Below are 26,668 nucleotides of genomic sequence, written 5' to 3'. Positions count from 1 at the left end.
TAGTGTTCTGAGCTATTCACCTCTAAGAACAATAAGTGTCGCTAATTTTTGCGACACTATAACCTGTTATTTAAATGAAATGGCATACCTAATCGAACCGATTTCAAGTTAAATGAGTTATTGCACAACGGGTCACAAAACCACGCTTCAGGACTCCTTAGCGTTTAACGTGTTCTCGACATGCAAACCGTCCTTAGTTCTCGAAACCGAGCCTTTAGAAAAGAACAACGCATACATTGCAGGAATCACCAAAAGTACAACGGGTAATGAGAACAACAGACCATAGCCTAGCGTGAGCGACATTGGCCCCATAAACACGTCCGTTCCGCCTAACCCATAAGCAAGAGGAAGCAAGCCAGCCACCGTGGTCAGTGATGTCATCACAATCGGACGCAGACGACTAACCGCAGCTTGAGTCACTGCATCTATCGCGTTCAGACCTTCGATTCTTAACTCGTTGATTCGATTAATCAGCACCAAGGAATTATTGACCACAACACCTGTCATCCCAAGTACGCCAATCAATCCAAACAAAGACATCGGCTGCATGTGAACCACAAGCGCCATTAGTGAAGCCATAATCGCAAACGGGATAACCGCCATAATGAGCAGTGGTTGCAATAATGAATTAAACATCACCGCCAATACGAAGTAGATCGCGACCATAGCGACAGGGAACACAACCATAAAGCCACTCATGGTTTCGTTAGTGCTTTCCGCTTCGCCGCCAACGCTAATGGTCACGCTTGATGGGTATTGACCTATAAGGTCTGTGATTAGCTCATCAGATAATGCGACAGGGCTAATGCTCTCATCAGACAGAGCGGCAGACACCGTCACTTCACGCTCACCGTTGTAATGCTTAATCAAACGCGGGATTTCTATCTGTTCAACCGTTGCTAATCGACTCAGTGGTACTTGCTGTCCGTCTGTCGTGTAGATTTTGGTGGTTTTCAGTTTCTCTATATCGCGGAACTGCTCGTCCAATACCACCCGAATATCAACTTCTTGATCACCAAGCCAAGTGGAAGTCACGCTATTACCATCAAACCCGACACGCAGCGCATTCGATAAATCACTCACGGTTAGGTTGTATTTAGCCAACCAGTGATATTGAGGCACAATGTTCAACTGAGGATCTTTTAATGCCTCACTGTGATTAATACTGGTCACGCCTTGGTAGTCTTTTAGCCAAGCCATCACCAAATCAACGGTTTGATTACGTTCACTCTCTGTTCCACCCAGCACACGGACTTCGACTGGGTCACCTGGAGGCGGACCACCAGCATCAATCGAGAACTTAATGAACATGTCATCAGACAGCGCTGCCAACTCTTCATTGAGCGCCGTGATAATCTGTTCGGCTGAACGGGTGCGTTGGTCAAAGTTCGTTAGGTTGATGATGCCCTGCGATACCGGTGACGAGTAAATCAACTCATAACTAACCAGTTCCGTTTCTGGCAGAGATTCGATCGCTTGCTCGATAGACTGATGGGCGTCTCGCACTTTAGATAATGGAGTGCCCGCCTTTACTTCGGTGTAAACCTCAATGTATTTACCCGCTTCTGTTGGGAAGATATCCACTTTCAACGAAGACACTAAATAGCCAGATACCGCGAACCCAACGATGGCTAATGCGATCACCGATTTTTTGTAGTTCAGAGCCAGATTCAACAGAGAGCAGTAACGGTTTGAGATCCATTCAAATCTATCCTTTTCTTGTGTCTTTGAGTTACTCTCTTTCGCCGACGACAAATGCGCTGGCAACGTTAAGGTACATTCAATGAATGAGAACACGAGCGCAGCAATAACGGTAATTGGAATCACCGCGACCGCCTTGCCCATGGTACCTGGGATAAACATCATCGGGATAAACACCAAGGCCGTTGTCACTAGGCTCGCCATCAATGGCTTGATCACCTTTGAAGTCCCCGACACCGCAGCATCGACACCTTTTTTGCCCGCTTCCTTTTCTTGAAAAATACTTTCGGCAATGATCACTGAATCATCAACGATAATACCGATCACCAACAGCAATGCTGCCAATGTAATGCTGTCTAAATTCAGACCCATGATTGGCAGAACCATCATCACACCGAAGACACAAAATGGGATAGAAACCGATACCCAGAAAGCGACACGACGTTGCAGAATCATGCTCAGAATCAGTAAAACCAGCACCAAACCTATCGCACCATTGGTTGCCACGATAGAGAACTTCTCACCCATGTCTTTACCAAGATCGAGGCTGGTCTGAAAAATAAACTGGTCACCAATACGCTCGCTTTCTCTGTCTAACAAAGCTTTAATACTGTCGATGGTGGTAATGACATCCGCGCTACCACTATTGGTGATAGAGAAAACCACCGCTGGTTTCCCGCTCAGAAAGGGGTCTTCGGTTGCTCGTGCGAAGGTATCAATCACCGTTGCTACGTCTGACACGCGAACAACTTGACCAGAATCCAGCGCCTTAATCACGATGTTAGACACATCACCGGTCGACGCCACTTTAGTCATGGTGACGATCTTTTGCTCTTGGCTCCATGACTCTACAAAACCACCCGATTGCGATAGGTTGTGTTGCTCTATTGCAGTGCTGACATCATTGAACGCAACTTGATAGCGGCGTGCTTTTTCAGGATCAACTTCAACCCAAAACTCACGTTCGTTAAAACCAGAAAGCTTGATAGAACCTACGCCTCCAAGGTTGTTGATTCTCTTTTCTAGCTGATACGCGTAGTGCTGTAATGAAGCGGGATCGGTATTGCTGTCTGATAAACTCACGCCAAAATGGTACACATCCAAAGAAGAGGTTTTTTGTTGAGTCACAACCGGTGGCGAGTCTATATCTTTCGGCAGGCTACCGACTCGGTCGACGGCTTGCTGAATATCTCGTAAGATCACCGCAGCGTCTTCACCAGGTAGATATTCGACCTCAATAAAAGAACGCCCTTCTGAGGATTCAGACGAAAAGTAGGCAATGCCATCCACGGAACGAAGTTCTTTCTCTATCGGGTTGGTGATGTTGAGTTCAATGTCTTGAGCCGTCGCACCGGGATAGCTGGTTTCGATTTCCGCGGTGTCCATAGCAACATCGGGATACTCTTGTAAATTGAGCTGCATTAACGACATAACACCCGTCAGCAACACCATGACCGTAATGATTCGAGCCAAAAACTGACGATTGGCGAAGTATGCTAAAAAGTTCATCGTTACTGCCCTTTACCTTCGTTTGATGCTGTTTGACCCAATGCGACTTGAGCGGTTGTCATATTTTTCACCGCAAGATCTGTCGAGGCGTACACCGACATACCTGGCTTAAATTGATGCCCTTGGTTAGTAATCTCGACCAATACTGGGTAGGTCAAATTTTGCATCTCGACACCAATGCGTTGCACGCTCGCTTCCATTTTTATCTCTGGGTTGGTTTCAGACCACACAACCACGCCCTGACCGACAGTAAAGTGCTTTAAGTCATACTCACTCGCCATGAATGACAAGGTGACTTTGTCGATATTGACCACTTCATAGAGCAAATCGCCTTCACTCACCCAAGCACCCGATTGCGCGGGTTTGTTAGAGATATAGCCCGAGATAAGAGACTCAATTTGCGTGTTTTCGAGATCAACTTGAGACTGTTGATAGTCAATTTGAGCGACAGAAACAGCCGCTTTAGCACTGAGAAACTCGGCACGTGCTGTATCTAACTCTCCCATTGAGAGGCTGTTCTTTTTGATGAGTGCTTGATAGCGGTTATAGGTTGCTTTTCGTAGCGCAAGATCCGCCTCTGCAAGCTCAAGATTTGCTTTGGCTTTATTAACGCTAAACTTAAAATCATCGGCTTTAATTTGAGCAAGTACTTGCTGTTGGTTTACAGCATCCCCCACTTCAAGATTATTCATCGCCACGACACCGGGCACCTCTGCCACAACACTGTGTTTATTTAAGCCTTGAACGTGGCCGATTAGCTCGGTTGCTTGAGCTAGTGTTACTTGAGTCGTTGAGACACCGAGAAGTGCTGCCAGCGCGATAATTTTAGTTTTCATAATTCAACCCTCACCTATTGATGTGAACTATTGTTGAACTGGCTTTGTCGAATTAAAGTCGAAGTCCAGTCGACATTAAAAAAGAATTTGATGAAGTTTCATTTTTTTGATCAACGCTATCCATTAGACATAAATTCGACATAATTTTAGGTAGGCTACATTTTTGATTGGAGCAGATCTTTAGGTGGGACAGATGCTTGAACGCAGTCGTATTTTGGTTGTTGAAGACAATATCGAACTACAAGGCATTATTGCCGACTTCTTAGAGGTTAAAGAGGCAATCGCAGACTTCGCTTCCGATGGCGAGCAAGGCTTTGAACTCGCCATGCACAATGACTTCGATGCAATTATCCTAGACGTCATGTTGCCCAAGCTCGACGGTATGCAAGTGGCGACCAAATTACGACGAAATGGCGTAACGACACCGATATTGATGCTAACAGCTTTAAATGGCCAAGAAGATCTACTGAACAGCTTCGATTCCGGCGCGGATGACTTTGTCACTAAGCCGTTTAAATTTCCAGAACTGGAAGCTCGTCTTTACGCGCTTATCAAACGCCATAAAGGCTTGGTTGCTCAAAAGATCTTAAGCTATGGCGAGGTAACGATTGATGAGAAAACGCATACAGCGTCAAGAGACAAACAACCCCTAACCCTGACACCTATCTTGTTTCAGATTCTAAGAGAATTAGTGAAAGCCCAAGGCGGCGTCGTATCTCGTGAAAGATTGATATACATGCTGTGGGGCGATGATATTCCAGACAAAGATGTACTCCGCAGCCATATCTACCTGCTGCGAAACGTACTCGATAAACCATTCGACTTCCCAATGTTGAAGACAATTCCTAAGCACGGGTTTCAGTTGATCTTATCTGCTAGTGAGCCTCAACAAGTATGAAAATTCGAACCAAACTAGGCAACTCAATCGAGGATGTCAGAATCCGTACCATGCGCACCTTTTCTGTCATCGCTCTGGTCTCTTCATGCGTTGTATTTTTTGTGTTCTCACTGCGTTTAGTTTGGCAGGAAGAAGCTCAAATAGAGAATCACCTGAAATCATTCAAAGGGGTGGCAGAGCAGTTTTACAAACGTCTTTCTCCCGATGGCAGCCTAAAGCTATCGGAGAACGTAACGGTTTATTATGGTGAAGAGGACTTTACCGACCAACTCAAAAAGGTTCCACCCATGGCATTGGATACCGTAGTTCGCCAACGTTTTGAACTAAGACTTTCTGAAGAACACATTCTTATACCCGGTGTAGTCGTCTATCATTTTGCCTTCGAAGACCAGAACAAAACTATCCCAGCTTACATCGCCATCAGCTCTTTTGATATGGATTTGTGGGACGACAGTTGGGGCGTATTAATGGCAATATCAACTCTGCTTATGCTCGGGCTGATTATTGTATTGCGGATTACACTCAAGCAAGTGTTTGACAAGCTTATGGCACCCATTGGAGAACTCAGTACGCAGCTCAGCAAGCATGAGTCTGATAACTTCCATGTTCCGACTCACACGGTTGATGAGTTGCAGATGCTTACTTCACACCTAAACAGCTACTCCAAGATGAAAGACCGACTTGCCAAGCAAGAGATGATGTTTGCCAAATACGCCAGCCACGAATTAAAAACACCGATATCGATTGTTCTTGGCGCTGCCGAATTGCAAGCCATGAAGCCTAACGACCCAGCATTCCAAACCAAGCAACGCGAGCGTATTCTTGGGGCGGCCAATGGCATGAGTTCCACCGTTGAGGTGTTATTGAACATTGTGAAACAAGAGAACTCTTCAACTGAGAAAACTCTCACCGTTATCGACGATGCCACTCTCGATTTATCTAAGTACAAAGCGATGCTAGCTTCTGGCGTTGAGCTGCTATTAAACGTTGAACCAAACACCACACTCAACATGCCATTGCCGCTGGTGAATATGGTGTTGAAGAACTACATTGAAAACGCGATCCGATTTACCACGCAAGGTGAGATAAGGGTGACCATCAACTCCAACACGATTTCGGTTACTGATACTGGCACAGGGTTAAGTGATGATACTAAAACTGAACACGGCCTTGGCCTAATCATCGTAAAACGCATCGGAGACAGTTACGGTTGGACATCAACTCTAACTGATAACGCGCATTCAGATTCGACAACAACCCGTTCTGGCTGCACTGCGACCTTTGCTCAAAGCGATGCATAAAAACGGCGTCTATTCAAAAGCGGCTGTTTCAAGAAACAGCGTATGCAAAAAAGGACATCGAGTGATGTCCTTTTTTAATGAATTGAAGGGAAACTATTCCGCCTTTCCTTTTACACCACACCCTTTAATCACGAGCTGGGTGATGAATTCAGCGGCATCTTCATAGTCTTTATCATCGAGCTGGTCTTTCTGCATCACGCTGCAAATCTGCCAACCAAAATCGGCGTAGGTTTGAGTAGCCGCCCAGATGGTGAACATCAGATGGTGTGCCGGAACGTCATCCATTAAGCCTTGTGCTGACCACGTTGAGAACTTATCAAGGATCATCTGTGACTGCTTATACAATTCATCACCGATCTCTTTCGGAAGCACTTTAGCATCTGACATCACTTCGTTAGCAAACACTTTAGAAGCGTGTGGGTGGTCGCGTGAGATGATTAACTTAGTTTGAATGTATTGAGATAGGGCTTCTACGGGATCACTCAGCTCTTCAATAGGACGAGAGGCTTCAAGTAACGGCTGCGTGACGGTTTCTAGAACGGCATTGTAGAGCTTGTCTTTCGAGCTGAAGTAATAGAATACGTTGGGTTTGGGAATGTCGGCCGCCTTCGCGATATCCGCCATTTTGGTTGCGGCATAACCATGAGTAGCGAATTGTTCACACGCCACTTCGATGATTAAATCTTGATTCTTTTGTCTGATCCTAGACATATTGCATCCTTTACAGCTCGTTACTAAAATCATAGTAATCAACGTGCTTCATTAGTCCAGAAGATAATCTCAGAACTCAAGGTCACCGCATTGATAACAATAAAATGGCCGCTCTATTTGTTAAGAAGCGACCATTCCATACCGTGTTTTTGAACTGTTCAAGTTAAAGAATCAATATTGCGCGGAAGTCATTCACATTGGTCAGCGTTGGTCCCGTGGTAAGAAGCACATCGACTTGCTTGAAGAAATCGTAGCTGTTGTTAGCATCGAGATAGTCTTGCGCTTTAAGCGACAAGTTCGAACCTTGCTGCCATGTTTGTGGGGTAATCCACGCACCCGCATTGTCTTCCACGCCATCAATCCCGTCGGTATCGGCGGCCAATGCAAATATGTTGTCTTGGCCTTTAAGCTCATTATATAGGCTCAACAAGAACTCACAGTTACGCCCACCGCGACCATTGCCTTTAACGGTTACTGTGGTTTCGCCACCGGAAAGTATCACGCAAGGCGTCTCAAATGGGTGCTTGTGATTGGCCACTTGTTTAGCCAACGCAGCGTGAACTTTCGCAACATCTCGCGCTTCTCCCTCTATACAATCACTCAACACATAAGCCGGAATGCCTAAGCCTTCAGCTTCTGCTGCAGCGGATTCCAATGCCGACATTGGGGTGGCGATAATGTGGTGCTCGGCGTTTTTCCAACAGACGTCATCTGGCTTAACGGTTTCTGACTCTGGATTATTTAACCATTCAAATGCCGAGCGTGGTGTTTCTATTTGGTAACGTTCTAAAATTGCCATCGCATCAAAACGCGTGGTGGTGTCGGGTACGGTTGGGCCAGAGGCAATCACACTAATGTCATCACCCGGCACATCAGAAATCGCCAGTGACACTACCCTTGCAGGATAGGCCGCTTTGGCGAGTCGACCGCCTTTTATTGAAGATAGATGTTTGCGAACACAATTCATCTCATCAATGGCGGCGCCTGATTTGAGCAGCGCTTTATTGATTTGTTGCTTCTCTGCCAAGCTGATGTCGCCACCGGGCAGACTTAGCAAAGCGGAACCGCCACCCGACAGTAGGCAAATAACCGTGTCATCTGCGCTCAAGCTACTCACCAATTGCAGCATGCGCTGGCTCACTTCTAAGCCCATCGCATCTGGCACAGGATGCGCTGCTTCAATCACTTCGATATGTTCGCAAGGGGCGGTGTGCTCATAACGAGTCACCACCAAGCCTTCAAGATCACGCAGTGCAAGATCTTGTTGTTTCTTTGCCTGCCACACCGCTTCGAGCTCTGCTGCCATTGATGCGGCCGCTTTTCCTGCTCCGATCACCACAGTACGCCCGGCTTGATTAGCTGAGCGATAAAAAATGTCTTGAGGAAGAAAAGGTTCGATGTGATTTTTAGGTAGCGCCTGATTAACAGCACTTGAGAAAAGGGTTTGCAGAAACTGCTTAGCATCAATGTCCATCAGCCACTCCTTAGTTGACGGAGAAAAAAGAACCCCGATACAAGGCCAAAGGGTGCCTGCTAAGATCAAGTTGGAAAGGAACAACTTCAACCTCGGCCTCGTATCAGGAACGCGTATAAAAGGAGACGAAACTACGCGATTTATAAACAAACTGTTGGGCTACGAATCGATAGCAGCCCTAATTAATTAACGAATCGAGTGGTCAGAACGTTTCTCAATCGCTTGGATAAGAGCAGAGTGGTCCCAACCTTCGCCGCCCATTTCGGCACACTCTCCAAATAGCTCTTGAGCGTTGGCCGTATTCGGCAGCGCAACACCCAATTCTTGTGCGCCCGTTAGCGCAAGATTTAGGTCTTTCTGGTGAAGTGAGATTCTAAAGCCAGGATCAAATGTGCCTTCAACCATACGCTCACCGTGTACTTCCAATATCTTAGAGTTAGCAAAACCACCTAATAGCGCCTGACGTACACGTGCTGGATCAGCGCCAGCTTTTGATGCAAACACCAGTGCCTCAGACACGGCTTCGATATTCAGAGCAACGATGATTTGGTTTGCGACCTTACAGGTTTGACCCGCACCGTTGTCGCCTACTAGCGTGATGTTCTTACCCATGATTTCGAACAGAGGACGAGCTTTATCAAACGCGTCTTGCTCACCGCCCACCATGATAGTCAGCGCTGCATTAATCGCGCCTACTTCACCGCCCGAAACCGGAGCATCAAGGTATGACGCGCCGCCTTCATTAATTCGCGCTGCAATTGCTTTGGTCGCGATTGGCGAGATCGAACTCATGTCGATAACCAGTTTTCCAGCTGCACCGCCCGCCGTTAGGCCTTTCTCAACACCGTTGTCACCAAACAGGACATCTTCAACTTGTGGTGTATTCGGCACCATTAAGATAACGATATCTGCTGCTTCAGCCGCTTCCGCTGGTGAATGACAGACCGTTGCGCCCGCTGCGACAAGGTCGGCAGGTGCTGCATTAAAGTGATCCGACAGAATCAAATCGTGACCTGCTTTTTGAAGGTTACTCGCCATAGGTTTACCCATGATGCCAGTTCCGATAAATGCAATTTTAGACATGTTGTTCTCCTTAACGTTTGAGGGTTACCAGACGCAATTAACGGTACTGGTGTAGCCAACCAAGGCCTTCTGTCGTTGTTGTTTTCGGCTTATATTCGCAGCCAACCCACCCTTGATAACCAAGCTCATCAAGATAATTGAGCACGAATGGGTAATTGATTTCTCCAGTACCCGGCTCGTGTCGACCTGGATTATCCGCCAGTTGCACGTGTGCGATTTGGCCAATGTTTTGTTGCATGGTCGGCGTAAGATCGCCTTCCATAATTTGCATGTGATAAATATCGTATTGGATAGAAAGGTTATCGCTCCCTACCTCTTTGATGATCGCTTTGGCTTGCTCTGTGGTGTTCAAGAAGAAGCCCGGAATATCACGGGTATTGATCGCTTCTATCACTAAGCTAATGCCTTCTGCTGCTAGCGCGTTTGCCGCGTAATGCAGGTTAATCACAAACGCCGATTGCGCGTCTTGTTGGGTCACACCTTGCGGGACAATCCCGGCTAAGCAATTCACTTGAGTACAGCCGAGTGCTTTTGCGTAAGCGATAGCTTTAGGTACACCCGCTTGAAACTCTTCAACTCGTGCTGGGTCTACCGCGATACCACGATCACCAGCATCCCAATCACCCGCAGGCAAGTTAAATAGCACTTGCTCTAGGTTATTAGCGTCGAGCTTTGCTTTGATTGCCTGAGCATCAAAGGCGTAAGGGAAAAGGTATTCCACACCTTGAAAGCCCGCTTCTGCGGCGGCCTCAAAGCGATCCATAAAATCAACTTCCGTGAATAACATTGACAAGTTTGCTGCAAATTTTGCCATGACTCTGTCCTTATTCTTTATCTGTAAAAATCTGGTTGTTTGTAGTAAAGCCTCACTCTATCGGAGGCTTTCCGTAGAGCTAAATCTCAGCTCTACGGATACACATTACTTAATGATTACTTGTACGCTAGCGCCGTTGGAGCATCGCCGCGGCTTTCGGCAAGTGGCTCAAATTCGTTGATGGCGTTGATCTCTACGCCCATCGCAATATTGGTCACTCTCTCAAGAATTAGCTCAACAACAACCGGTACTTTATGCTTATTCATCAACTCTTTGGCTTGTCCAAACGCAGCAGCAATTTGCTCTGGTTCACGAACTCGAATCGCCTTACAGCCTAAACCTTCAACAACCGCGACATGGTCAACCCCATAGCCTTCAAGCTCTGGCGCATTCTGGTTATCAAACGCCAGTTGTACACAATAATCGATATCAAATTGACGCTGTGCTTGACGGATCAAACCTAGATACGAGTTGTTCACCAACACATGAATGTATGGCAGGTTGAATTGCGCACCTACTGCCAGTTCTTCGATCATGAATTGGAAATCGTAATCTCCAGAAATAGCAACGATATCGCGATTTGGATCAGCCGCTCTTACACCCAATGCTGCTGGTGTTGTCCAACCTAGTGGGCCAGCTTGACCACAGTTGATCCAGTTACGCGGCTTATAAACATGCAGGAACTGAGCGGCAGCGATTTGCGACAAACCAATGGTGCTCACGTAGCAAGTATCACGACCAAATGCCTTGTTCATCTCTTCATAAACACGCATCGGTTTCATTGGCGCTTCATCGAAATTGGTTTTACGCAGCATGGTCGATTTGCGTTCCTGACACTCACTTGCCCAAGCATTTCGGTTTGGCAGCTTGCCAGCATCACGCCACTCTTGCGCCACTTCAACCATTAGCTCTAGCGCTGCTTTCGCATCAGAGACTATGCCCAAATCCGGACAGAACACACGGCCGATTTGAGTTGGTTCAATGTCAACGTGAACAAACTTACGGCCTTCGGTGTAAACATCCACAGAGCCAGTATGACGGTTTGCCCAACGGTTACCGACACCAAACACGAAGTCAGAGTTGAGCATGGTTTCGTTGCCGTAACGGTGAGACGTTTGCAGCCCCACCATACCTGCCATTAAGTCATGGTCATCTGGGATAGAACCCCAGCCCATCAAGGTTGGAATCACAGGAACACCGGTGATTTCGGCGAACTGCTGGAGCAATTCAGATGCGCCAGCGTTAATCACGCCACCACCCGATACAATCAGCGGTTTTTCCGATTGAGACATCATGGTTAATGCTTTCTCAACCTGCGCGCGAGTTGCTTGTGGTTTATAAGGTTCTAGCGGTTCATAGGTATCGATATCAAACTCAATCTCAGCCAGCTGAACATCAATCGGTAGATCAATCAGGATTGGTCCCGGGCGACCCGAACGCATTAAATGAAAGGCTTTTTGAAATGCGCGTGGCACTTGTGCAGGTTCCAGTACCGTGGTTGCCCACTTGGTCACTGGCTTGGCGATAGATTCAATGTCGACCGCTTGGAAATCTTCTTTGTGAAGACGAGCTCGTGGCGCTTGGCCGGTGATGCATAGAATTGGGATCGAATCTGCAGACGCAGAATAAAGGCCCGTGATCATGTCCGTTCCCGCTGGGCCAGAGGTACCAATACACACACCTATATTGTCTTGATTAGTACGTGTGTACCCTTCGGCCATATGGGATGCACCCTCTACGTGGCGAGCTAAGACGTGGTCGATTCCTCCGAGCTTTTTCATAGCCGCATACATAGGGTTTATTGCTGCGCCGGGAACACCAAATGCGATGTCTACACCTTCACGTTTAAGCACTTCTACCGCTGCTTCAATCGCTTTCATAATTGCCATTCGAACCTCCAGTTCAGATTGTATACAATTAAACTAACTTTTGTGTACTATGAACCATCCTCGCTATTTATCAACCCCAGAATGAAACAATTTTGTTACATCAACCCATCACATTAAGTACGCACTTACCTTGAAAAGCTTACAATTCATTGCTTTACATAAAATATCTTTACGTAAAAATAAATTACAAAAAGATCAAATGATAAATAAATGTTAAATACCGTTTGCTTGTTTACAATTTCTACAATATAAATACCCTTAAAAAGAGCATTTTGTATACAAAGTGGCATCGTATTGTTTAAAGTAGACAACAATGATGAATGACGTAAAAGAGAGAGAAGAAGTACAATGTATGCAGGTACTTGGGAAGATGGACAACTCCGAGTACAAAGAGATCTTGTCTAAAGATGCATTAAAATTCTTAGAAGCTCTCGTCAATAAGTTTGGAGATCGCCGTCATACCCTGCTAAGTGACCGCGACGTAAAACAAGCTCAATATGACGAGGGTGAGTTACCCAATTTTAGAAAAGACACCATTTCCATTCGCCAAAATAAAGAATGGAAAGTGGCGACACCGCCACCAGAGCTACTCGATCGCCGAGTAGAGATCACCGGGCCTATCGAAAGAAAGATGGTGATCAACGCGCTAAACTCAGGCGCGAAAGTCTTCATGTGCTGCTTTGAAGATGCGTCTTCTCCTACTTGGGCCAATATGGTCGAAGGGCAAATCAACCTAAGAGATGCCAACCTTGGCACCATTCGTTATTTCGATGAGAAGAAGCAGAAGCGTTACCAATTAAACGACGATCCTGCACTGCTGATCGCACGCCCACGAGGAATCCACCTTCCTGAGCAATCCATCCAATTCAACAATCAGCCTATCGGCGGTTGCTTGATGGACTTCGCCTTGTACTTTTTCCACAACTATCAATCACGTGCACAACAAGGTTTAGGGGTTTACTACTACATTCCAAAGCTAGAAAGCATGGAAGAAGCACAATGGTGGGACGATATTTTCAGCTTCACCGAAAACTATTTCCATGTACCAAAAGGCACCATTCGCGCGACAGTATTGATCGAAACGCTACCAGCCGTATTCCAAATGGAAGAGATCTTGTACGCCATGCGTGATCACATCGTTGCGATGAACTGTGGCCGTTGGGATTACATCTTCAGCTACATCAAAACTCTGAAGAACCATAAAGACCGCATCCTGCCAGATCGTCATGGGATCGGCATGGATCAAGAATTCCTCAACGCCTATAGCCAACTGTTAGTGCGTACTTGTCACGCTCGTGGCGCATTAGCAATGGGTGGGATGTCAGCCTTTATTCCAGCAAAAGACCCGCAAGAAATGGCGCGTGTAACCGCCAAGGTTATCGAAGATAAACAAAGAGAATCTCAGAACGGACATGATGGAACATGGGTTGCGCACCCTGCGCTGGTTGATTTGGCAATGTCGATCTTTGATAAGCACTTAGATGGCAAAGTAAACCAAATGGATTTCCAAAGCCCAGAGCATGTGATCAACGCCGACACGCTACTCAAGCCTTGTGAGGGCAGTCGCGACGAAGCAGGAGTACGTAAGAATATACGCATCGCGCTGTATTACATCGAAGCTTGGATTCAAGGCTACGGCTGTGTGCCTATCTACGGCCTTATGGAAGATGCCGCGACTGCTGAGATCTCGAGAGCCAATATTTGGCAGTGGATCCACCACGGGGTAACACTCGATGATGGCCAAACCTTTACCAAATCACTATTCCACTCTTGGCTTTACCAAGAGCTAGACACGATAAAACATGAAGTCGGAGACTCGCGCTATACAGCAGGTCGATTTGAAGAGACAGCTGATCTTTTCTATCAACTTTCTACAGCCGAAGAGTTCGCCGCCTTCCTAACTTTACCCAGCTATGGGCTATTACAAGAGTCCAGTTAGGACTCTTGTACCGAGCTGAATCAGTCAATGATATTCACAACAAGAGTAATGATTGGCAGGCTTAGCTTGGTACACGGCCCCTTGAAAAACTAGGAGATAACATGGGAAGTTTGACTCTACAACAAGCGTTGACCATCATCGATGGCACCTTAAAAGCAGGAAAAAAGATCCACACAGAACCTTTGACGGTCGCCGTCTTAGACAGCGGTGGCAAACTGATTTCTCTGCAACGTCAAGATGGCTCTAGCATGATGCGACCAGACATCGCGATTGCTAAAGCGTGGGGGGCACTCGCACTGGGTTGTTCCTCTAGAAAACTCGCCCAAGATGCTGACAACCGACCAGCATTCATCTCCGCCGTAAACGTGCTGGCACACGGAAACATGGTGCCAGTTCCAGGGGGACTACTGATTCGAGACAAGGATAAAACGGTACTGGGTGCTATCGGGGTAAGCGGTGACATCTCAGACATTGATGAAAGCTGCGCCATCAACGGTATTGGCTGCGCAGAGCTGTTCAGTGATGAGATGTTGCAAGCATAACTAGCCAACTCGCTGTACTTGAAGTTCTTAGACAGGAATAAAAAACCGAAGCCAGATAGCTTCGGTTTTTTTATGAATCGAAAGGAAGATCAGCAAAACTACTCGTAAGCGCTCAACCATGTTTTTAACAGTTGGTTGGTGTTCTTCTTCTGGCTCGCAGACAGAGATTTAACCAGCTTTTTCTGCATTTCAACATGCTCAGTCATCATTTGGTCAATCAGAATCAGACCATCTTTGGTTAGCTGAACACTCACGCTGCGTCTGTCTTCTTTGCTGTGCTCACGACTGATCAACCCTTTAGCTTCCAATTTATCAAGGCGATTGGTCATCGCGCCAGATGTCAGCATCATCGACCCAATCAATTCTGATGGCGTGAGTCGGTAAGGCTTTCCAGAACGTCGCAACGTAGCCAGCACATCAAACTCACCGAGTTTCATGTCGTATTTTTTATGAAGCTCGGCAACTTGAGTCTCCATATACTTGGCAATACGCATAATCCGGCCCATCATTGCCATAGGCTCAGTTTCTAGCTCAGGCTTTTCCTTTGCCCATTGCTCTACTACGCGGTCGATAGCATCCATTTGCAATCTCGCTCCGTTATTAGTCTTGATTACTTCAAACTAGTTTAACATAAAGATACTTTACAACCACATGATCTAAGTATACAGTTCACACAATTAGTTATCTTAACGTAAAGATATTTCATATGAACATATTACTCGCAATGATCCCCGCGTTCTTTTGGGGAACAACTTATGCAGTGACGCAGTTTACTCTTCAGGAATGGCCTCCTCTGCTACTTGGTGCTTTACGCGCCTTGCCTGCTGCCTTATTGCTGCTTGCAGTAAAACCTAGCCTGCCAAAAAAAGGCGAGTGGCAGATCATTTTCACCTTAGGTCTGATTAACATCGCGACCTTCTTTGGTTTGATCTTCGTAATGGCACTAACGCTGCCTTCAGCGATTTCTGGCGTGGGTATGATCTCTGTACCTGTGTTTGCGATGATCTTCCACTGGGTGGTTAAGAAACAGCGTCCACACTTGATTCAAGCCTTGTCTGGTATTGGCTTAATCACATTGGCATGGATACTGTTCGACCCAAGTCAGATCGCTTTAAGCCCAATAGGCTTAGGCGCCATGTTTGCTGCCATCATGTGTATCGTCATCGGCAGCAGTCTGACCAAGTCTCTTGGTAACCGCATGCATTGGTGGAAGGTATTAACGTGGCAGCTGATTTTAGGTGGTACGATTTTGTCTGTAGCTTCTGGCGTTCATGCATTCATCGACCCGCAGCCTTATGTTAACGCTGTCACTCATTTCGATACTCGTAATGCGATGGGCCTATTGTGGGTGATTGGGCTAAACACAGCACTTGGTTACGGCATGTATGTATGGTTGCTACAACGTATGTCAGTGGTTGATTTTACCTTTGGCGGTATTGCCAACCCTGTTGCGGGCATCGTGACAGGCATGGTGTTGATGGGCGAATCGTTTACTCCCACTCAATACTCACTAATGACAGGCATGATCGTGATGTCGCTGCTACCGCAACTTATTCTGGCAGTAAGACAAACCAAAACGGTCAAACCCGTTACACAAAGCAAAGTGCAGCAATAAGCCCGCACCGCAATAACCGAACCCAACAAACCCGCCCAATGCGGGTTTTGTTTTATCTGACTAATTTGGCAACCTACATAGCACCCCACACCTCAAGCCTTCGATTCAAAGCTCATTTTTGAGCCTGCAACGTATCAGATATGTTTTTTCAACTAACATAAAGTAAGCGCATCGAAACAAAACTTAAAGGTGACACCATGATTACATCGAAGTTGAAAGCACTTGTGTTAGCGAGCAGTATCTTCATATCACACCAAGTACTTGCTACGGAAAACTACAATACTGAGATTCCTCCAAGCATCATGACTCCAGATACCGTGCAAACCAGCATCGGTGAATTAAATTTTAAAGACGGTGCACCAACGGCGGAAACGGCACAAAAGCTTTATGACAACCTCGATACACTTCGCTCAACAGAGGTGTTTCTCAACGCGATTCCTATGGCATCTGTAGAAGCGCTGCGCCTTGGGCACGTTGAATTAGGTTCAAAGTCATCAAATCAAGTCGTTGTGTTCGATAAGCTGATGGATTCAAACCCACTATTCTTAACGGGTAATACCGATACCGTTTATGCCTCTGTCTTCCTCGATTTGGAGAAAGATGGACCAACAGTCATTGAGGTTCCTGAAGGCATGGGCCCGACGACCGTTAATGATGCATTCTTTCGCTTTGTCACCGACTTAGGCATTGTCGGACCCGATAAAGGCAAAGGCGGTAAATACCTAATTCTGCCTCCTGGCTATGAAGGTGAAGTGCCGGAAGGCTACTTTGTTTCGCAGTCCACCAGCTACACTAACTGGTTTATTGCTCGCGGCTTCTTGAAAGACGGTAAAACCGATGCGGCGATGAAAGCCTACAAAGAAAAATTGAAAATCTACCCACTAGCAAAGAAAGATGATCAACCCAAAATGGAGTTCATCTCAGGCAGTGGCAAACCGTTCAATACCATTCATGCGAACGACGAGCATTTCTACAAAGAGATAAAAACGGTATTGGATAAAGAGCCAATCTCGTTTATCGACCCAGAACTGCGCGGCTTACTATCGAGTATTGGTATTCAGAAGAACAAACCTTTTGCTCCTGACGAACGCATGCAGAAGCTGATGAAAGATGGTGTCGCGATTGGTAACGCAACGGCTAGATCTCTGTACTTCCAACCACGAGATGAAAAAGCCTACATCTATGATGATCGCCTATGGAAAACAGCATTTATTGGTAAAGATTACCAATGGTTAGTCGACAAAGGTGAAGGTGGGCGCAACCTAGATGCTCGAACTTATTTCTTCTATGTTGCAACAGTAAACACACCTGCGATGGCACTTAAGCTTATCAACAAAGGTTCACAATACGCGCTGATTGATCAAGCGAAAGATGGTGAATATTTCGATGGTAGCCAAAACTACAAGGTGAATATTCCTGCGAATGTTCCTGCGAAAAACTTCTGGTCCGTGGTGGCTTACGACACGCAAACTCGCTCAGAGCTGCAAACGAGCCAACCATTACCAAGTAAGAATAATCAGCGTGATGACTTTGTCGAAAACAAAGATGGTTCAGTCGATTTGTATTTTGGCCCAAAACCACCAAAAGGAAAAGAAGCAAACTGGATTGAGACCGTACCGGGTAAAGGCTGGTTTGCGATTCTAAGATTATATGGACCACAAGAAGCGTGGTATGACAAAACATGGAAACCGGGAGATGTGGAACGCGTAGAGTAATCTACTTAGCTCTTAAATCATCGATTCCCGTAAACTAAAAAACGCGCCTTCATTAGGCGCGTTTTTTGATTCTCTTTAATTGGTTTCCTATCTGGTTCTTAGTTCTTAGTTCTTAGTTCTTAGTTGATAGTTTTTAACGCTCAGCTATTAAAAGATACACTATCGATTCACCTTTCCAGTTCAATTAAATCGCCTTTAAGCAAGTCGACAACAGCCCTTCAATACGTTTAACAACCGGGTGTTGATAGCAAGCACGATGGTATTGAATCCCAACATCAAAGAAGATTTCCTCACCTTGGAACACCACTGGGATTTTAGTAAGTCCACTAAGTATCGATGCATCATTCATATTGAATCCAATAAACACATATTGGCTCACTTGAGCACACTCTAATGCTGAAAATACAGAAGCAACAGTAAGCTTTTGCTCTAGCTTGATACCAGTACGCTTTCGCAAACGCTCATAGTAAGAGTTGCCATCTAGAGTCCCCATCGATACACGAACCGTATCAAAGTTCTCTAGTTGAGTGAGGTCTATGTTTTTATTGTCAGCGAGTGGATGTGAGTCCGCCACATAAGCAAACAGGGCAAGCGACCCCACTTTCCGTTCTACAAGATTATCATTGAGATCATTCGGGTATCCTGATATTCCAACAGCAAGAGTGCCTGCTTTGGGGTACTCAACCCCTTCTAACGACCAGTCCATCATGGATATTTTGGGATGGTAGTCTGTGTTGGATAGCCCTTTCAGCAACGGTACCGTCAACAGAGTGCTAAGAGGATTGGCAGCATGGAAAACATACTCGATATTGGCATCCGTCCCCTCAAACGACTGAGAGATTTGCTGCGCTTGCTCTAACTGTTCAAGTGGCTCTTTCACCACCAACATCAACTGAGTGGTAAACAAAGTCGGAGCATAATTTCCCTTTGCTGCAATAAACAACTCATTGGCAAATAAATCACGGCAATCTGCTAAATGTCGGTTGAACGTCGCACGGCTAATATCCAAGGTATGACAAACCTTAGCCTGAGATTGCTGATCATAAAGCAGGCCCAAAAAGCGATATAAGTTTAAGTCGATGGTGTTCTTCAAACATCCTCCTAGTGCCACGCTCTGCGTATTCAATCAGTATGGCGCTGAACAAAGTAAACTTTCAATACTCAGTGCTATAACTTTGCTGCCAGTAGCATTTTTCATGCAAATTTTCTAAATACGATTTTCGGAAGGGCTCTAATGCCAACTGAAAGGAACATTATCTTACATCGCTGAATCCAGCATCCACACACAAAAATTAGACCTTACAAAGAATGATGCCTTTAACAAAACTCATTTTCATGAAAAATTTTTACACATAAACATTACATTAGAGATTTAATTTCTACAAAAACCTTCAATTAGAGACAAAAAGGCAAAATTTTTCTCCGACTACCTACTTATACTGTGCCACGTCATTAAGGCGCTACAAGCCTATGATTTAAAATAATTATTAAAGAGTAGTCACCATGAATTCGAAGTCGCTAACTATCTTGCTTTTTGTCTCTGTTTGCTTAATTTGGGGAACCACTTGGTTCGCTATGGAAGTGGCATTGCATTCTATCCCACCTATTTTTGCCACTGCATTACGCTTTCTACTCGCAGCACCTCTGCTTGCGGTATTAGCGAAAGTCTTTAAACAACCTTTGCTATTTCCCAAGGGTAAGCGTCAATGGCTGCTCATTGTCGCGCTGATGTACTTCGCTATTCCGTTTACTTTAATGATCTACGGTGAGCAATACATCTCTTCTGGTTTGGCATCGATCATTTTCGCGAACATGCCGGTTGCTGTCATGTTGATGTCTGGCTTATTCCTAGGCCTGCGCTTGGCGAAGCATCAAATCTTCGGCCTGATCACCGCAGTTGTCAGTCTATGTTTAATCCTTGGCACCGAAATGCAAATGGGTGGCGATGACTACCTGATTGGCACGATTTGTTTAGGCCTTGCTGTTGCCATTCATGCAGTGATGTATGTGTTGGTTCAAAAGCACTGCAAAGGGATTGAAGTTCTAACCTACAACGCCGTACCAAGTTTGATTGCTGCTCTATTCTTATTCGCCGTTTCAGCGATGGGTGAAAACGTGAATGTTGAATCCTTCACTTGGGATTCAATATCAGCCGTGGTTTACCTAGGCTTTGTAGCAAGTGTTGGCGGTATTGTGGCTTACTTTAAATTGGGGCAGGTTTCGACACCGTTCCAAGCGTCTATCTGCTTCCTCATCTTCCCAGTTGTTGCTCTACTGATCTCTTGCTACGTCAATGGTGAGGTTCTATCTGAACAGTCTCTGCTTATGATGATCCCTCTACTTTGTGGCATCTTGCTGACCAAGGCACCGAAGAGCATCTTCAAACTGCGCTCTTCGCTAAAAACGGCAAGCAGCAACTAAGCGCTATTTAGCTGATATATTAATTCACCCTAGAAACTCGCAATGAGCTTCTAGGGTTTTGCTTAGAGAACGGATTGCACTCGCAATGTTTATCACACATTCCTTTCCACTCACCCCAGCTTGTTTCACCACTATCACGACTCACCAAGTGAATGACTTAACAGTCGCTATCGACTACATTAGAACCAGCTAGAACAGTCGGCCATTGCCTTACCCTGCAAAGCGCAGGTCTTCAGCATAGGAATACCATGAGAACTCCCATTAAACACGTTCGCCTAATCAAAGGTCAGCCTTGTCGTGCGACTGAGCTGTCTAAAAATAATGACGACGCGTTCTTAGAACCACACAGACATGAGTATTGGGAGTTGGTGTGGTGCGTGGATAATCTGGGTAGCCAAAGTATTGATTTCGTCGACTACGACAACAAAGTCGGACGTATTTTTACCATTGCTCCTGGCCAGGTTCACCGCTCTGAACTGGTGGGTGAAAATGCTCGTTTACTGGTATTTACTCCTGGCTTTGTCAAAACCAATCATCGCAACACACAGCTGGTCGATACCGTTTTTGCCATGCATCAAAGTCGTCCTCCCTATTTGGACTGCAACGAAGAAAGCAACCGCTACCTGCTGCCTATTTTCACCATGATCAAAGAAGAGTGTGAGCGAGAGGACAACGACTGGGATTTAGTAGAATCTCTCGTTAATAGTTTTTTGCGCTACATACTACGCTTCGCAACCCAGTCCTCATTGAAAGGCGAAGTGCGCGACAGCCGAGTAAACAAGGTTGTTGACTTGATTGAACAACATTACACAACGCACAAACATTGCGAGTTTTATGCGCAAGCACTGTCGATAACTAACAAGCGCATCAACGAAATAGTCAAAGCGGAACGAGGTAAAACGGTCACTCAGTTAATCCATGATCGAACCATCTTAGAAGCGAACCGAGAACTGATCTTTTCGACCAAGACAATTAAAACCATCGCCTTTGAACTTGGCTTCGAAGACCCTGCCTATTTCAGTCGTTTTTATCGTGGGCAGATGAAAGAGTCTCCTGCAGAGTTTCGAGCTCGATGTGCAGATAGTGCAACATAACACGCAGATAATCCCTTTTTAGAATCCAATTAAGTTCGGATAATTCTCCCTCTTTATTTCATCCAATTTGTTGGGAGCTTTCTGGAATGGGCATCAACCTCAAAACCGATCCGATCTCAAAATCCTTTTATCAATACCTTTGGCCCGCACTAACGGGCATGGTGATCAAGTCTCTTTTTATCATGGGAGATGCTTGGTTCGTCGGGCGCGGTGTTGGCCCAGATGGGCTTGGTGCTATCGCTTTGACCATCCCTGCTTTTTCAATATTCACCGCCATTGCCATGATGGTGGGTATTGGTGGCGCGGCTCTTATGTCTATCGAAGTCGGCAAAGGAAATACAACGTCGGGTCAAACCCTTTTTAGCCAATCAATGCTCAGTACCGCTGTGCTTAGCTCCATTTCAGTCAGCATCGCTCTGTATTTTCTAAACGACATGATTGCGTTAATGGGCGCTTCTGGTTACATGGCAGAACTGACTCACGACTACCTGTCCGTGATGCTGCCATTCTTTGTGTTGTACTCGTTAGCTTGGGTCATGTCGTGCTTTGTTCGTAACGATACCAACCCAAAACTGGCGACTTACGCGATGTCGATAGGTGCTGTCGTTAACCTAGTTTTGGATTACTTCTTCGTCTTAGAGTTTGGTTGGGGCATGAAAGGGGCAGCCTACGGTACGGCAATTGCTCAAGGTGTTATCGCTTGTATTCTATTAAGCCACTTTGTACGTAAGCAAGGCACTTTGGAGCTGAGCTTAAAAGGGATTGGTTTGAGCAAACTGCCAAGCATTCTAAAAATAGGTACGCCGACATTCTTCATTGAAGTAACCGCAGCGATGACAATCTTATTGTTCAACTACGTGTTGCTGCATCAGTTTGGTGAGAATCATATTATCGCCTATGGCTTAACAGCAAACATCGGGGTATTTGCCCTATTTGTGATGGTCGGAATCGCTCAAGCCTGCCAGCCAATCATCAGCTTTAATCATGGTGCCAATCAGCCAAGTCGTATCGAAGCGATTTTTCGCTTAGGTTTAAAAAGTGCAATTGGTAGCGGCTTGGTGTTTATGGTTATTGTGTTCCTGTTTGCTCCTCAAATCGCAGCCCTCTATTTGGGTGAATCAAGTGATTTGATTGCACTGTCATCAACCGCATTGACGTTCTTCTTCTTTGCTGTGCCTCTGATGGGCATCAACTTAGTGATCGCCAATCTGTTTCAGGCAACGGCCAAACCTAAACAAGCAACACTGATATCCCTTGGGCGCGGCTTTGTGTTCGTCGCCTTGGGCATCATGATTTTGCCAAAGCTATTCCCAGAACAAGGAATTTGGGCGAGTATCCTGTTCGCGGAAACCGTAACAGCCATATTCAGCCTGAGCATGTTACGCAGCTACAAGAAGCGCTTTTCAGGCTCATTAGAAAAGCAGGTGGCATAGGACATAGGACGTAATCCGTTTAGAGCATAACGCTTCTTGATCATCAAACAGCGTATACAAAAAAGCTCCAATATCGCTATTAGAGCTTTTTGTTTCTCTCATCAGATCGAAATGAACTTTAGCGCCAGCTAAACATCCGGACTTCGTTACCCTCTTCAGGCTTCTTAGGAATGTTTAAAGACAGCGCCAGAGAAACCACTGCCATTGCTGCACCAATGTAAAAAACTGTTGCGGGAGACGATAACCAAATCACACCAAACGCGACTGGAATAACAACCGCTGCGATATGGTTGATGGTGAAAGAGACACCCGCGGTTGAGGCCATGTCAGCAGGGTCTGCAATTTTCTGGAAGTAGGTTTTGATCGCCAATGCCAACGCAAAGAACAGATGATCGACAACATACAGCGCGGCAGCCCACTCCGCTGTTTGTACTAAAGCATACCCAACGAACACACCTATCAAACCGACATACTCGAAAATCAGCGCCTTCCGCTCACCCACCACACCAATAAACTTACCAATGCGTTTGGCGAACAAGAAGTTAAACAAGTAGTTAATTAAGAACAATAGCGTGATGTCTGCAGCCGAGTAACCGAACTTCTCTACCATCAAGAAGCCTGCGAACACCGTGAAAATTTGTCTTCTTGCGCCACTCATAAACGTTAGCGCGTAATAGAGCCAGTAACGCTTCCTCAACACCAGTTTTTTATTTTGCTGAGTCTTGGTTTGAAACTCAGGGAAACCAAAGGTCATCACCAATACTAAAATGAAACCGATGCCCCCAGTGATGCCATAAACCCATGCAAAATCAAGCTTGAGCTGTTCTAGCATCACCCAAATTGATCCATAAGTGATTAACGAGGCCAACGCGCCAACGGAGATCATCTTACCTAACATCTCTGGCGCTTCTTCTTTACTCAGCCATTGCAGTGACAAAGACTGCTTCAGCGTTTCAAAATAGTGAAAACCCGTCGACATCAAAATCGTAGTCAGCAATAAGCCTGTGAGTGTAGGAAATAAGCCGGTAATCGCCGTGCCTACGGTTAACATCGCCAGCGATATCAACATAAAGCGTTGCTCACGAATGAATGCCAACACAAACACCACGGTAAACGCTAAGAAGCCTGGGATCTCACGAACACTTTGCAACAAGCCAATATCGGCACCATCAAAGTTCGCTTTCTCAATCACGAAGTTGTTAAGCAGAGCCATCCAGCTCGAAAACGCGATAGGGACAACAATCGAAATCAGTAATAAGAAGTTTTGCGGCGTTTTCCAGCTCGCTGTTGATGCACTCATGACAGCCAAATCCTAAATAGTAATCCAGTATCATACTCCGGTTTTATGGCAATTAACAAACGATTAACTTTTGTTTTTCTAGCGTTTATACAGGGTATAAATGCATGGTGCAAAAAGAAATAATCAAGAGAAATAGGTCGTTATGAAAAAGAGAGGTGAAATAAGAAAAGAGGAATAAGAAGGGAGTATTCCTCCCTTCTTTGACGCAATAAACCGTTAAAGACCTTTATAGAAAGTTAGCCATTCACCTCGTTCTAAGCCGCTAACATGTACCCCAGAGATGCCACTTGACGTTGTCGCGTTGGTCGGAGAAAACGAGAGGTTTACGTTTTTGAATTTATCGGAGATTTCACTTGCTGTACCCGTTTGAGAAAGAATGTAACCCAAGTTGGTTGAATTCCAATTTGAATTGCCGCTGTCTTCCCACTTTTTGAGGAGCTCTTTGGTCACCAACTGGCTACCAACCTTGAGAGCCGGGCCGCTGATATTTCGGAACTGATAATAGTCCGCGTCCGAAGAAGTTAACGCAATCACCTTATCTTCTAACACATACAAAGACTTGATGGCATTGTTACTCAGAGACTCTGTTACAAGTAAGGTTCTCGTCATGTTATCAACGATATAAAGAGAACTTGCTGTGGTAATCGCACTGGTTATTCCGTCTCGCGATGTCGCTATCTTGCTAATAGCAGAATCAACGGTCAGCTCCCCAAGTACGGTTTGTTGTATCGAGTTAGACACCCACTCAACCTTATTACTATCCAGCCCCAACAATATCTGTTGATTCACGACAATATTGGCTGTTTTAAGGTTTAACTTATCAATCGTCATCTTAGTGGATAGGTTAGAGGTGTTGATAACTTCTGCTGCTAAATTACTGTTTGAAAAGTAATTCTTATAAACAATTAATGCTTCACTTTCGTCGTAAGATGACATGACTTGCGGTGAGGAAGCTTTCAATGCGTGACTCCATCTTTTCATATCAAGCTTATTAGCACTTAGCAATTTGAGTTCTTGCTGTGAGTATATCGAGCTTCCGGTATTTTTAATCGCCAGTAACGAGCCACTTTGTAACAGAGGAACCACTGCCGCGAAGTTATCATTGATGCACGATTCACTCGATTTAGGCGGCTCGGCTGGATTAGGTTTTGGAATGGGTGGAAGCGTACCTCCACTGCGACTGCTGTATGTATCAATCGCAAAAGCCTTCACGCCAACATTGTTGTTATTCGAACCATTGAGGCTTGTAAGGAAAACACCATTAGCGCCTTGGCTATTACAAATATCACTCGATGTAGGTGTGACGTAAGCGGTCGGTTTATAAACCTTGTATGCCTGAACACCATTTAACGCAGGAACTAACTGAATGATTTCACTCGAGTCGACCGGTATTTCTCCGCCTCCAGTACCACCTCCGTGATCGTAATCATCGTCGTCATCATCATCGTCATCATGGTCGTCGTGACCGTCATCGTCGTCGTGTGAACGGATGCTAACCAGACCAGAAACCGCTTGAGATGCTGGGTCACTATCGATTGTCACTGGCTTATTGCGTGAAGAGCTATCAATTTGCATAACCACATCATTGGCCGTTAAAAACACAATCTGACTGCTCGCTGGATTCAGAGCTATCGACTTCGCATTAGACAATTGCGGTACCGATTGTGAACCGCGAACAACCAAAGAATCTTCAATTTGTAGATGCCGCGAAACCGTACCAGCAACGTCAATATTAGATAAGTCTAAAGTCTTATGTTCTATCATCAAATCAAGAGCATGAGCAATATTCGTATAAGAAGACTGCTTACCGTCACTTTGCGCCTTTTTCAGCGATTTTAACAACAGATTTGATAGATCTTTAGTTCCATGAGTTGAGTCCAGAACACTAAAATTGATGCCAACATGATCGCCTAACTTACTTTGAAGTGATGCTTTTGCTTGTTCTACATCGTTACTTACCGTTGGGTTAAACATCATCTCGCTATGAATCAAAGTAGTGAAAGGCGTCACCACTTTCATACCAGGAGAAGCAGTCAAAATTGCACCATCATATTGCCTTTGCTGTGCGTACCCAGAAACATCAGCAATCTGTTTCTCTTGATCACTGCATACGCCATTCAGATCTGCATCAGCGCAGACTAATGAATCTAAAAACGCATAGCCTGAAGCCGTAGACCCAACTGGGTTTTCGCTATCAGAACTGCCTCCACATCCTGAGACCATCAAGGCACTAGAGATTGCTAGTGACAATTTGCATATTAAGAATTTATTGTGCATTTTTTCGACCGATTCACCTAGTTTATTATTGGATTGATAGCATTTAATTTGGCTATTAAATCACTCAACGAAATAAAAGATCAAATGATATTGATAATTACTATCATTTAAATTAA

20 protein-coding genes are annotated in these 26,668 nt (G+C 45.4%); 9 read left to right on the top strand and 11 right to left on the bottom strand.

The annotated features are described in order from the left end of the window. Nucleotides 1–147: 147 nt before the first annotated feature. Both QWZ07_RS06460 and QWZ07_RS06455 read right to left on the bottom strand, forming a co-directional pair. Nucleotides 148–3,210: an efflux RND transporter permease subunit gene (locus QWZ07_RS06460; protein ID WP_192852449.1), complete on the bottom strand. Its 3,063-nt coding sequence runs from the start codon at nt 3,208–3,210 to the stop codon at nt 148–150. Nucleotides 3,211–3,212: 2 nt separating this feature from the next. Next, nucleotides 3,213–4,046 carry an efflux RND transporter periplasmic adaptor subunit gene (locus QWZ07_RS06455; RefSeq protein ID WP_192852448.1) on the bottom strand — a complete coding sequence of 278 codons (834 nt, stop codon included), beginning with the start codon at nt 4,044–4,046 and terminating at the stop codon, nt 3,213–3,215. Nucleotides 4,047–4,239: 193 nt separating this feature from the next. Between QWZ07_RS06455 and QWZ07_RS06450 the strand changes: the two genes are divergently transcribed. Continuing rightward, on the top strand, nt 4,240–4,944 hold the full coding sequence (locus QWZ07_RS06450; protein WP_192852447.1) for a response regulator transcription factor: 705 nt from the start codon (nt 4,240–4,242) through the stop codon (nt 4,942–4,944). Between the two features lie 50 nt (nt 4,945–4,994). Further along, nucleotides 4,995–6,245: an ATP-binding protein gene (locus QWZ07_RS06445; protein WP_192852512.1), complete on the top strand. Its 1,251-nt coding sequence runs from the start codon at nt 4,995–4,997 to the stop codon at nt 6,243–6,245. 93 nt (nt 6,246–6,338) lie between these two features. Here QWZ07_RS06445 and QWZ07_RS06440 read toward each other — a convergent pair whose 3' ends face one another. From QWZ07_RS06440 to gcl, 5 genes are all read right to left on the bottom strand, one after another. Continuing rightward, a complete protein-coding gene (locus QWZ07_RS06440) occupies nt 6,339–6,956 on the bottom strand; it encodes a TetR/AcrR family transcriptional regulator (protein WP_192852446.1) in 618 nt (205 codons plus the stop codon). A gap of 163 nt (nt 6,957–7,119) precedes the next feature. Next, the gene (locus QWZ07_RS06435) at nt 7,120–8,430 is read right to left on the bottom strand and encodes a glycerate kinase type-2 family protein (RefSeq protein WP_192852445.1); all 1,311 of its coding nucleotides are present in this window, start codon (nt 8,428–8,430) and stop codon (nt 7,120–7,122) included. A 186-nt stretch (nt 8,431–8,616) separates the two neighbouring features. Continuing rightward, complete coding sequence (locus QWZ07_RS06430; protein ID WP_017076971.1) at nt 8,617–9,513, bottom strand: 2-hydroxy-3-oxopropionate reductase; 897 nt, start codon at nt 9,511–9,513, stop codon at nt 8,617–8,619. Between the two features lie 37 nt (nt 9,514–9,550). Then, a complete protein-coding gene (gene hyi / locus QWZ07_RS06425; RefSeq protein WP_017075254.1) occupies nt 9,551–10,327 on the bottom strand; it encodes a hydroxypyruvate isomerase in 777 nt (258 codons plus the stop codon). A 116-nt stretch (nt 10,328–10,443) separates the two neighbouring features. Continuing rightward, nucleotides 10,444–12,216, bottom strand: coding sequence for a glyoxylate carboligase (gene gcl / locus QWZ07_RS06420; protein ID WP_192852444.1), 1,773 nt, complete (start codon nt 12,214–12,216; stop codon nt 10,444–10,446). 313 nt (nt 12,217–12,529) lie between these two features. Here gcl and aceB point away from each other — a divergent pair, with 313 nt between their 5' ends. Together aceB and QWZ07_RS06410 are read left to right on the top strand one after the other, a co-directional pair. After that, the gene (aceB, locus tag QWZ07_RS06415) at nt 12,530–14,155 is read left to right on the top strand and encodes a malate synthase A (RefSeq protein WP_192852443.1); all 1,626 of its coding nucleotides are present in this window, start codon (nt 12,530–12,532) and stop codon (nt 14,153–14,155) included. Between the two features lie 101 nt (nt 14,156–14,256). Next, entirely contained in the window at nt 14,257–14,697 is a 441-nt protein-coding gene (locus tag QWZ07_RS06410) for a GlcG/HbpS family heme-binding protein (RefSeq protein ID WP_192852442.1), read from the top strand. 98 nt (nt 14,698–14,795) lie between these two features. On the opposite strand, the gene QWZ07_RS06405 is transcribed toward QWZ07_RS06410, so the two are convergent. Beyond that, complete coding sequence (locus tag QWZ07_RS06405; RefSeq protein ID WP_017054932.1) at nt 14,796–15,278, bottom strand: MarR family winged helix-turn-helix transcriptional regulator; 483 nt, start codon at nt 15,276–15,278, stop codon at nt 14,796–14,798. A 125-nt stretch (nt 15,279–15,403) separates the two neighbouring features. Between QWZ07_RS06405 and QWZ07_RS06400 the strand changes: the two genes are divergently transcribed. Continuing rightward, nucleotides 15,404–16,312 carry a DMT family transporter gene (locus tag QWZ07_RS06400; RefSeq protein WP_192852441.1) on the top strand — a complete coding sequence of 303 codons (909 nt, stop codon included), beginning with the start codon at nt 15,404–15,406 and terminating at the stop codon, nt 16,310–16,312. Nucleotides 16,313–16,509: 197 nt separating this feature from the next. Beyond that, nucleotides 16,510–18,027: a DUF1254 domain-containing protein gene (locus QWZ07_RS06395; protein ID WP_192852440.1), complete on the top strand. Its 1,518-nt coding sequence runs from the start codon at nt 16,510–16,512 to the stop codon at nt 18,025–18,027. 184 nt (nt 18,028–18,211) lie between these two features. On the opposite strand, the gene QWZ07_RS06390 is transcribed toward QWZ07_RS06395, so the two are convergent. After that, entirely contained in the window at nt 18,212–19,120 is a 909-nt protein-coding gene (locus QWZ07_RS06390) for a LysR family transcriptional regulator (protein WP_192852439.1), read from the bottom strand. Between the two features lie 410 nt (nt 19,121–19,530). Between QWZ07_RS06390 and QWZ07_RS06385 the strand changes: the two genes are divergently transcribed. The 3 genes from QWZ07_RS06385 (at nt 19,531) to QWZ07_RS06375 (ending at nt 22,975) form a co-directional block, all read left to right on the top strand. After that, nucleotides 19,531–20,448 (top strand): DMT family transporter, encoded by a 918-nt coding sequence (locus QWZ07_RS06385; protein WP_017111417.1) that lies wholly within the window; start codon nt 19,531–19,533, stop codon nt 20,446–20,448. Between the two features lie 248 nt (nt 20,449–20,696). Then, nucleotides 20,697–21,542 carry a helix-turn-helix domain-containing protein gene (locus QWZ07_RS06380; protein WP_192852438.1) on the top strand — a complete coding sequence of 282 codons (846 nt, stop codon included), beginning with the start codon at nt 20,697–20,699 and terminating at the stop codon, nt 21,540–21,542. A gap of 86 nt (nt 21,543–21,628) precedes the next feature. After that, nucleotides 21,629–22,975 carry an MATE family efflux transporter gene (locus QWZ07_RS06375; RefSeq protein ID WP_192852437.1) on the top strand — a complete coding sequence of 449 codons (1,347 nt, stop codon included), beginning with the start codon at nt 21,629–21,631 and terminating at the stop codon, nt 22,973–22,975. A 118-nt stretch (nt 22,976–23,093) separates the two neighbouring features. Here the strand turns inward: QWZ07_RS06375 and QWZ07_RS06370 are convergent, their stop codons facing one another. After that, the gene (locus QWZ07_RS06370) at nt 23,094–24,275 is read right to left on the bottom strand and encodes an MFS transporter (RefSeq protein ID WP_017111414.1); all 1,182 of its coding nucleotides are present in this window, start codon (nt 24,273–24,275) and stop codon (nt 23,094–23,096) included. 216 nt (nt 24,276–24,491) lie between these two features. After that, nucleotides 24,492–26,498: a hypothetical protein gene (locus tag QWZ07_RS06365; RefSeq protein WP_192852436.1), complete on the bottom strand. Its 2,007-nt coding sequence runs from the start codon at nt 26,496–26,498 to the stop codon at nt 24,492–24,494. Between the last annotated feature and the right edge of the window lie 170 nt (nt 26,499–26,668).

The sequence above is a fragment of the Vibrio lentus genome (genome assembly GCF_030409755.1).
Taxonomy (GTDB): domain Bacteria; phylum Pseudomonadota; class Gammaproteobacteria; order Enterobacterales; family Vibrionaceae; genus Vibrio; species Vibrio lentus.
Note: the sequence above shows the minus strand (reverse complement) of the source record. Positions and strands in the feature narration are given on the sequence as shown.

Excerpts from the sequence above, each read along its gene's own strand:
- QWZ07_RS06400 (WP_192852441.1), top strand. The coding sequence starts at position 15,404 with ATGAACATATTACTCGCAATGATCCCCGCGTTCTTTTGGGGAACAACT.
- QWZ07_RS06435 (WP_192852445.1), bottom strand. The coding sequence starts at position 8,430 with ATGGACATTGATGCTAAGCAGTTTCTGCAAACCCTTTTCTCAAGTGCT.
- QWZ07_RS06450 (WP_192852447.1), top strand. The coding sequence starts at position 4,240 with ATGCTTGAACGCAGTCGTATTTTGGTTGTTGAAGACAATATCGAACTA.
- QWZ07_RS06460 (WP_192852449.1), bottom strand. The coding sequence starts at position 3,210 with ATGAACTTTTTAGCATACTTCGCCAATCGTCAGTTTTTGGCTCGAATC.
- QWZ07_RS06440 (WP_192852446.1), bottom strand. The coding sequence starts at position 6,956 with ATGTCTAGGATCAGACAAAAGAATCAAGATTTAATCATCGAAGTGGCG.
- QWZ07_RS06365 (WP_192852436.1), bottom strand. The coding sequence starts at position 26,498 with ATGGTCTCAGGATGTGGAGGCAGTTCTGATAGCGAAAACCCAGTTGGG.
- QWZ07_RS06410 (WP_192852442.1), top strand. The coding sequence starts at position 14,257 with ATGGGAAGTTTGACTCTACAACAAGCGTTGACCATCATCGATGGCACC.
- gcl (WP_192852444.1), bottom strand. The coding sequence starts at position 12,216 with ATGGCAATTATGAAAGCGATTGAAGCAGCGGTAGAAGTGCTTAAACGT.
- QWZ07_RS06385 (WP_017111417.1), top strand. The coding sequence starts at position 19,531 with ATGAATTCGAAGTCGCTAACTATCTTGCTTTTTGTCTCTGTTTGCTTA.
- QWZ07_RS06445 (WP_192852512.1), top strand. The coding sequence starts at position 4,995 with ATGCGCACCTTTTCTGTCATCGCTCTGGTCTCTTCATGCGTTGTATTT.
- QWZ07_RS06395 (WP_192852440.1), top strand. The coding sequence starts at position 16,510 with ATGATTACATCGAAGTTGAAAGCACTTGTGTTAGCGAGCAGTATCTTC.
- QWZ07_RS06380 (WP_192852438.1), top strand. The coding sequence starts at position 20,697 with ATGAGAACTCCCATTAAACACGTTCGCCTAATCAAAGGTCAGCCTTGT.
- QWZ07_RS06455 (WP_192852448.1), bottom strand. The coding sequence starts at position 4,046 with ATGAAAACTAAAATTATCGCGCTGGCAGCACTTCTCGGTGTCTCAACG.
- hyi (WP_017075254.1), bottom strand. The coding sequence starts at position 10,327 with ATGGCAAAATTTGCAGCAAACTTGTCAATGTTATTCACGGAAGTTGAT.
- aceB (WP_192852443.1), top strand. The coding sequence starts at position 12,530 with ATGATGAATGACGTAAAAGAGAGAGAAGAAGTACAATGTATGCAGGTA.
- QWZ07_RS06405 (WP_017054932.1), bottom strand. The coding sequence starts at position 15,278 with ATGGATGCTATCGACCGCGTAGTAGAGCAATGGGCAAAGGAAAAGCCT.
- QWZ07_RS06375 (WP_192852437.1), top strand. The coding sequence starts at position 21,629 with ATGGGCATCAACCTCAAAACCGATCCGATCTCAAAATCCTTTTATCAA.
- QWZ07_RS06430 (WP_017076971.1), bottom strand. The coding sequence starts at position 9,513 with ATGTCTAAAATTGCATTTATCGGAACTGGCATCATGGGTAAACCTATG.
- QWZ07_RS06370 (WP_017111414.1), bottom strand. The coding sequence starts at position 24,275 with ATGAGTGCATCAACAGCGAGCTGGAAAACGCCGCAAAACTTCTTATTA.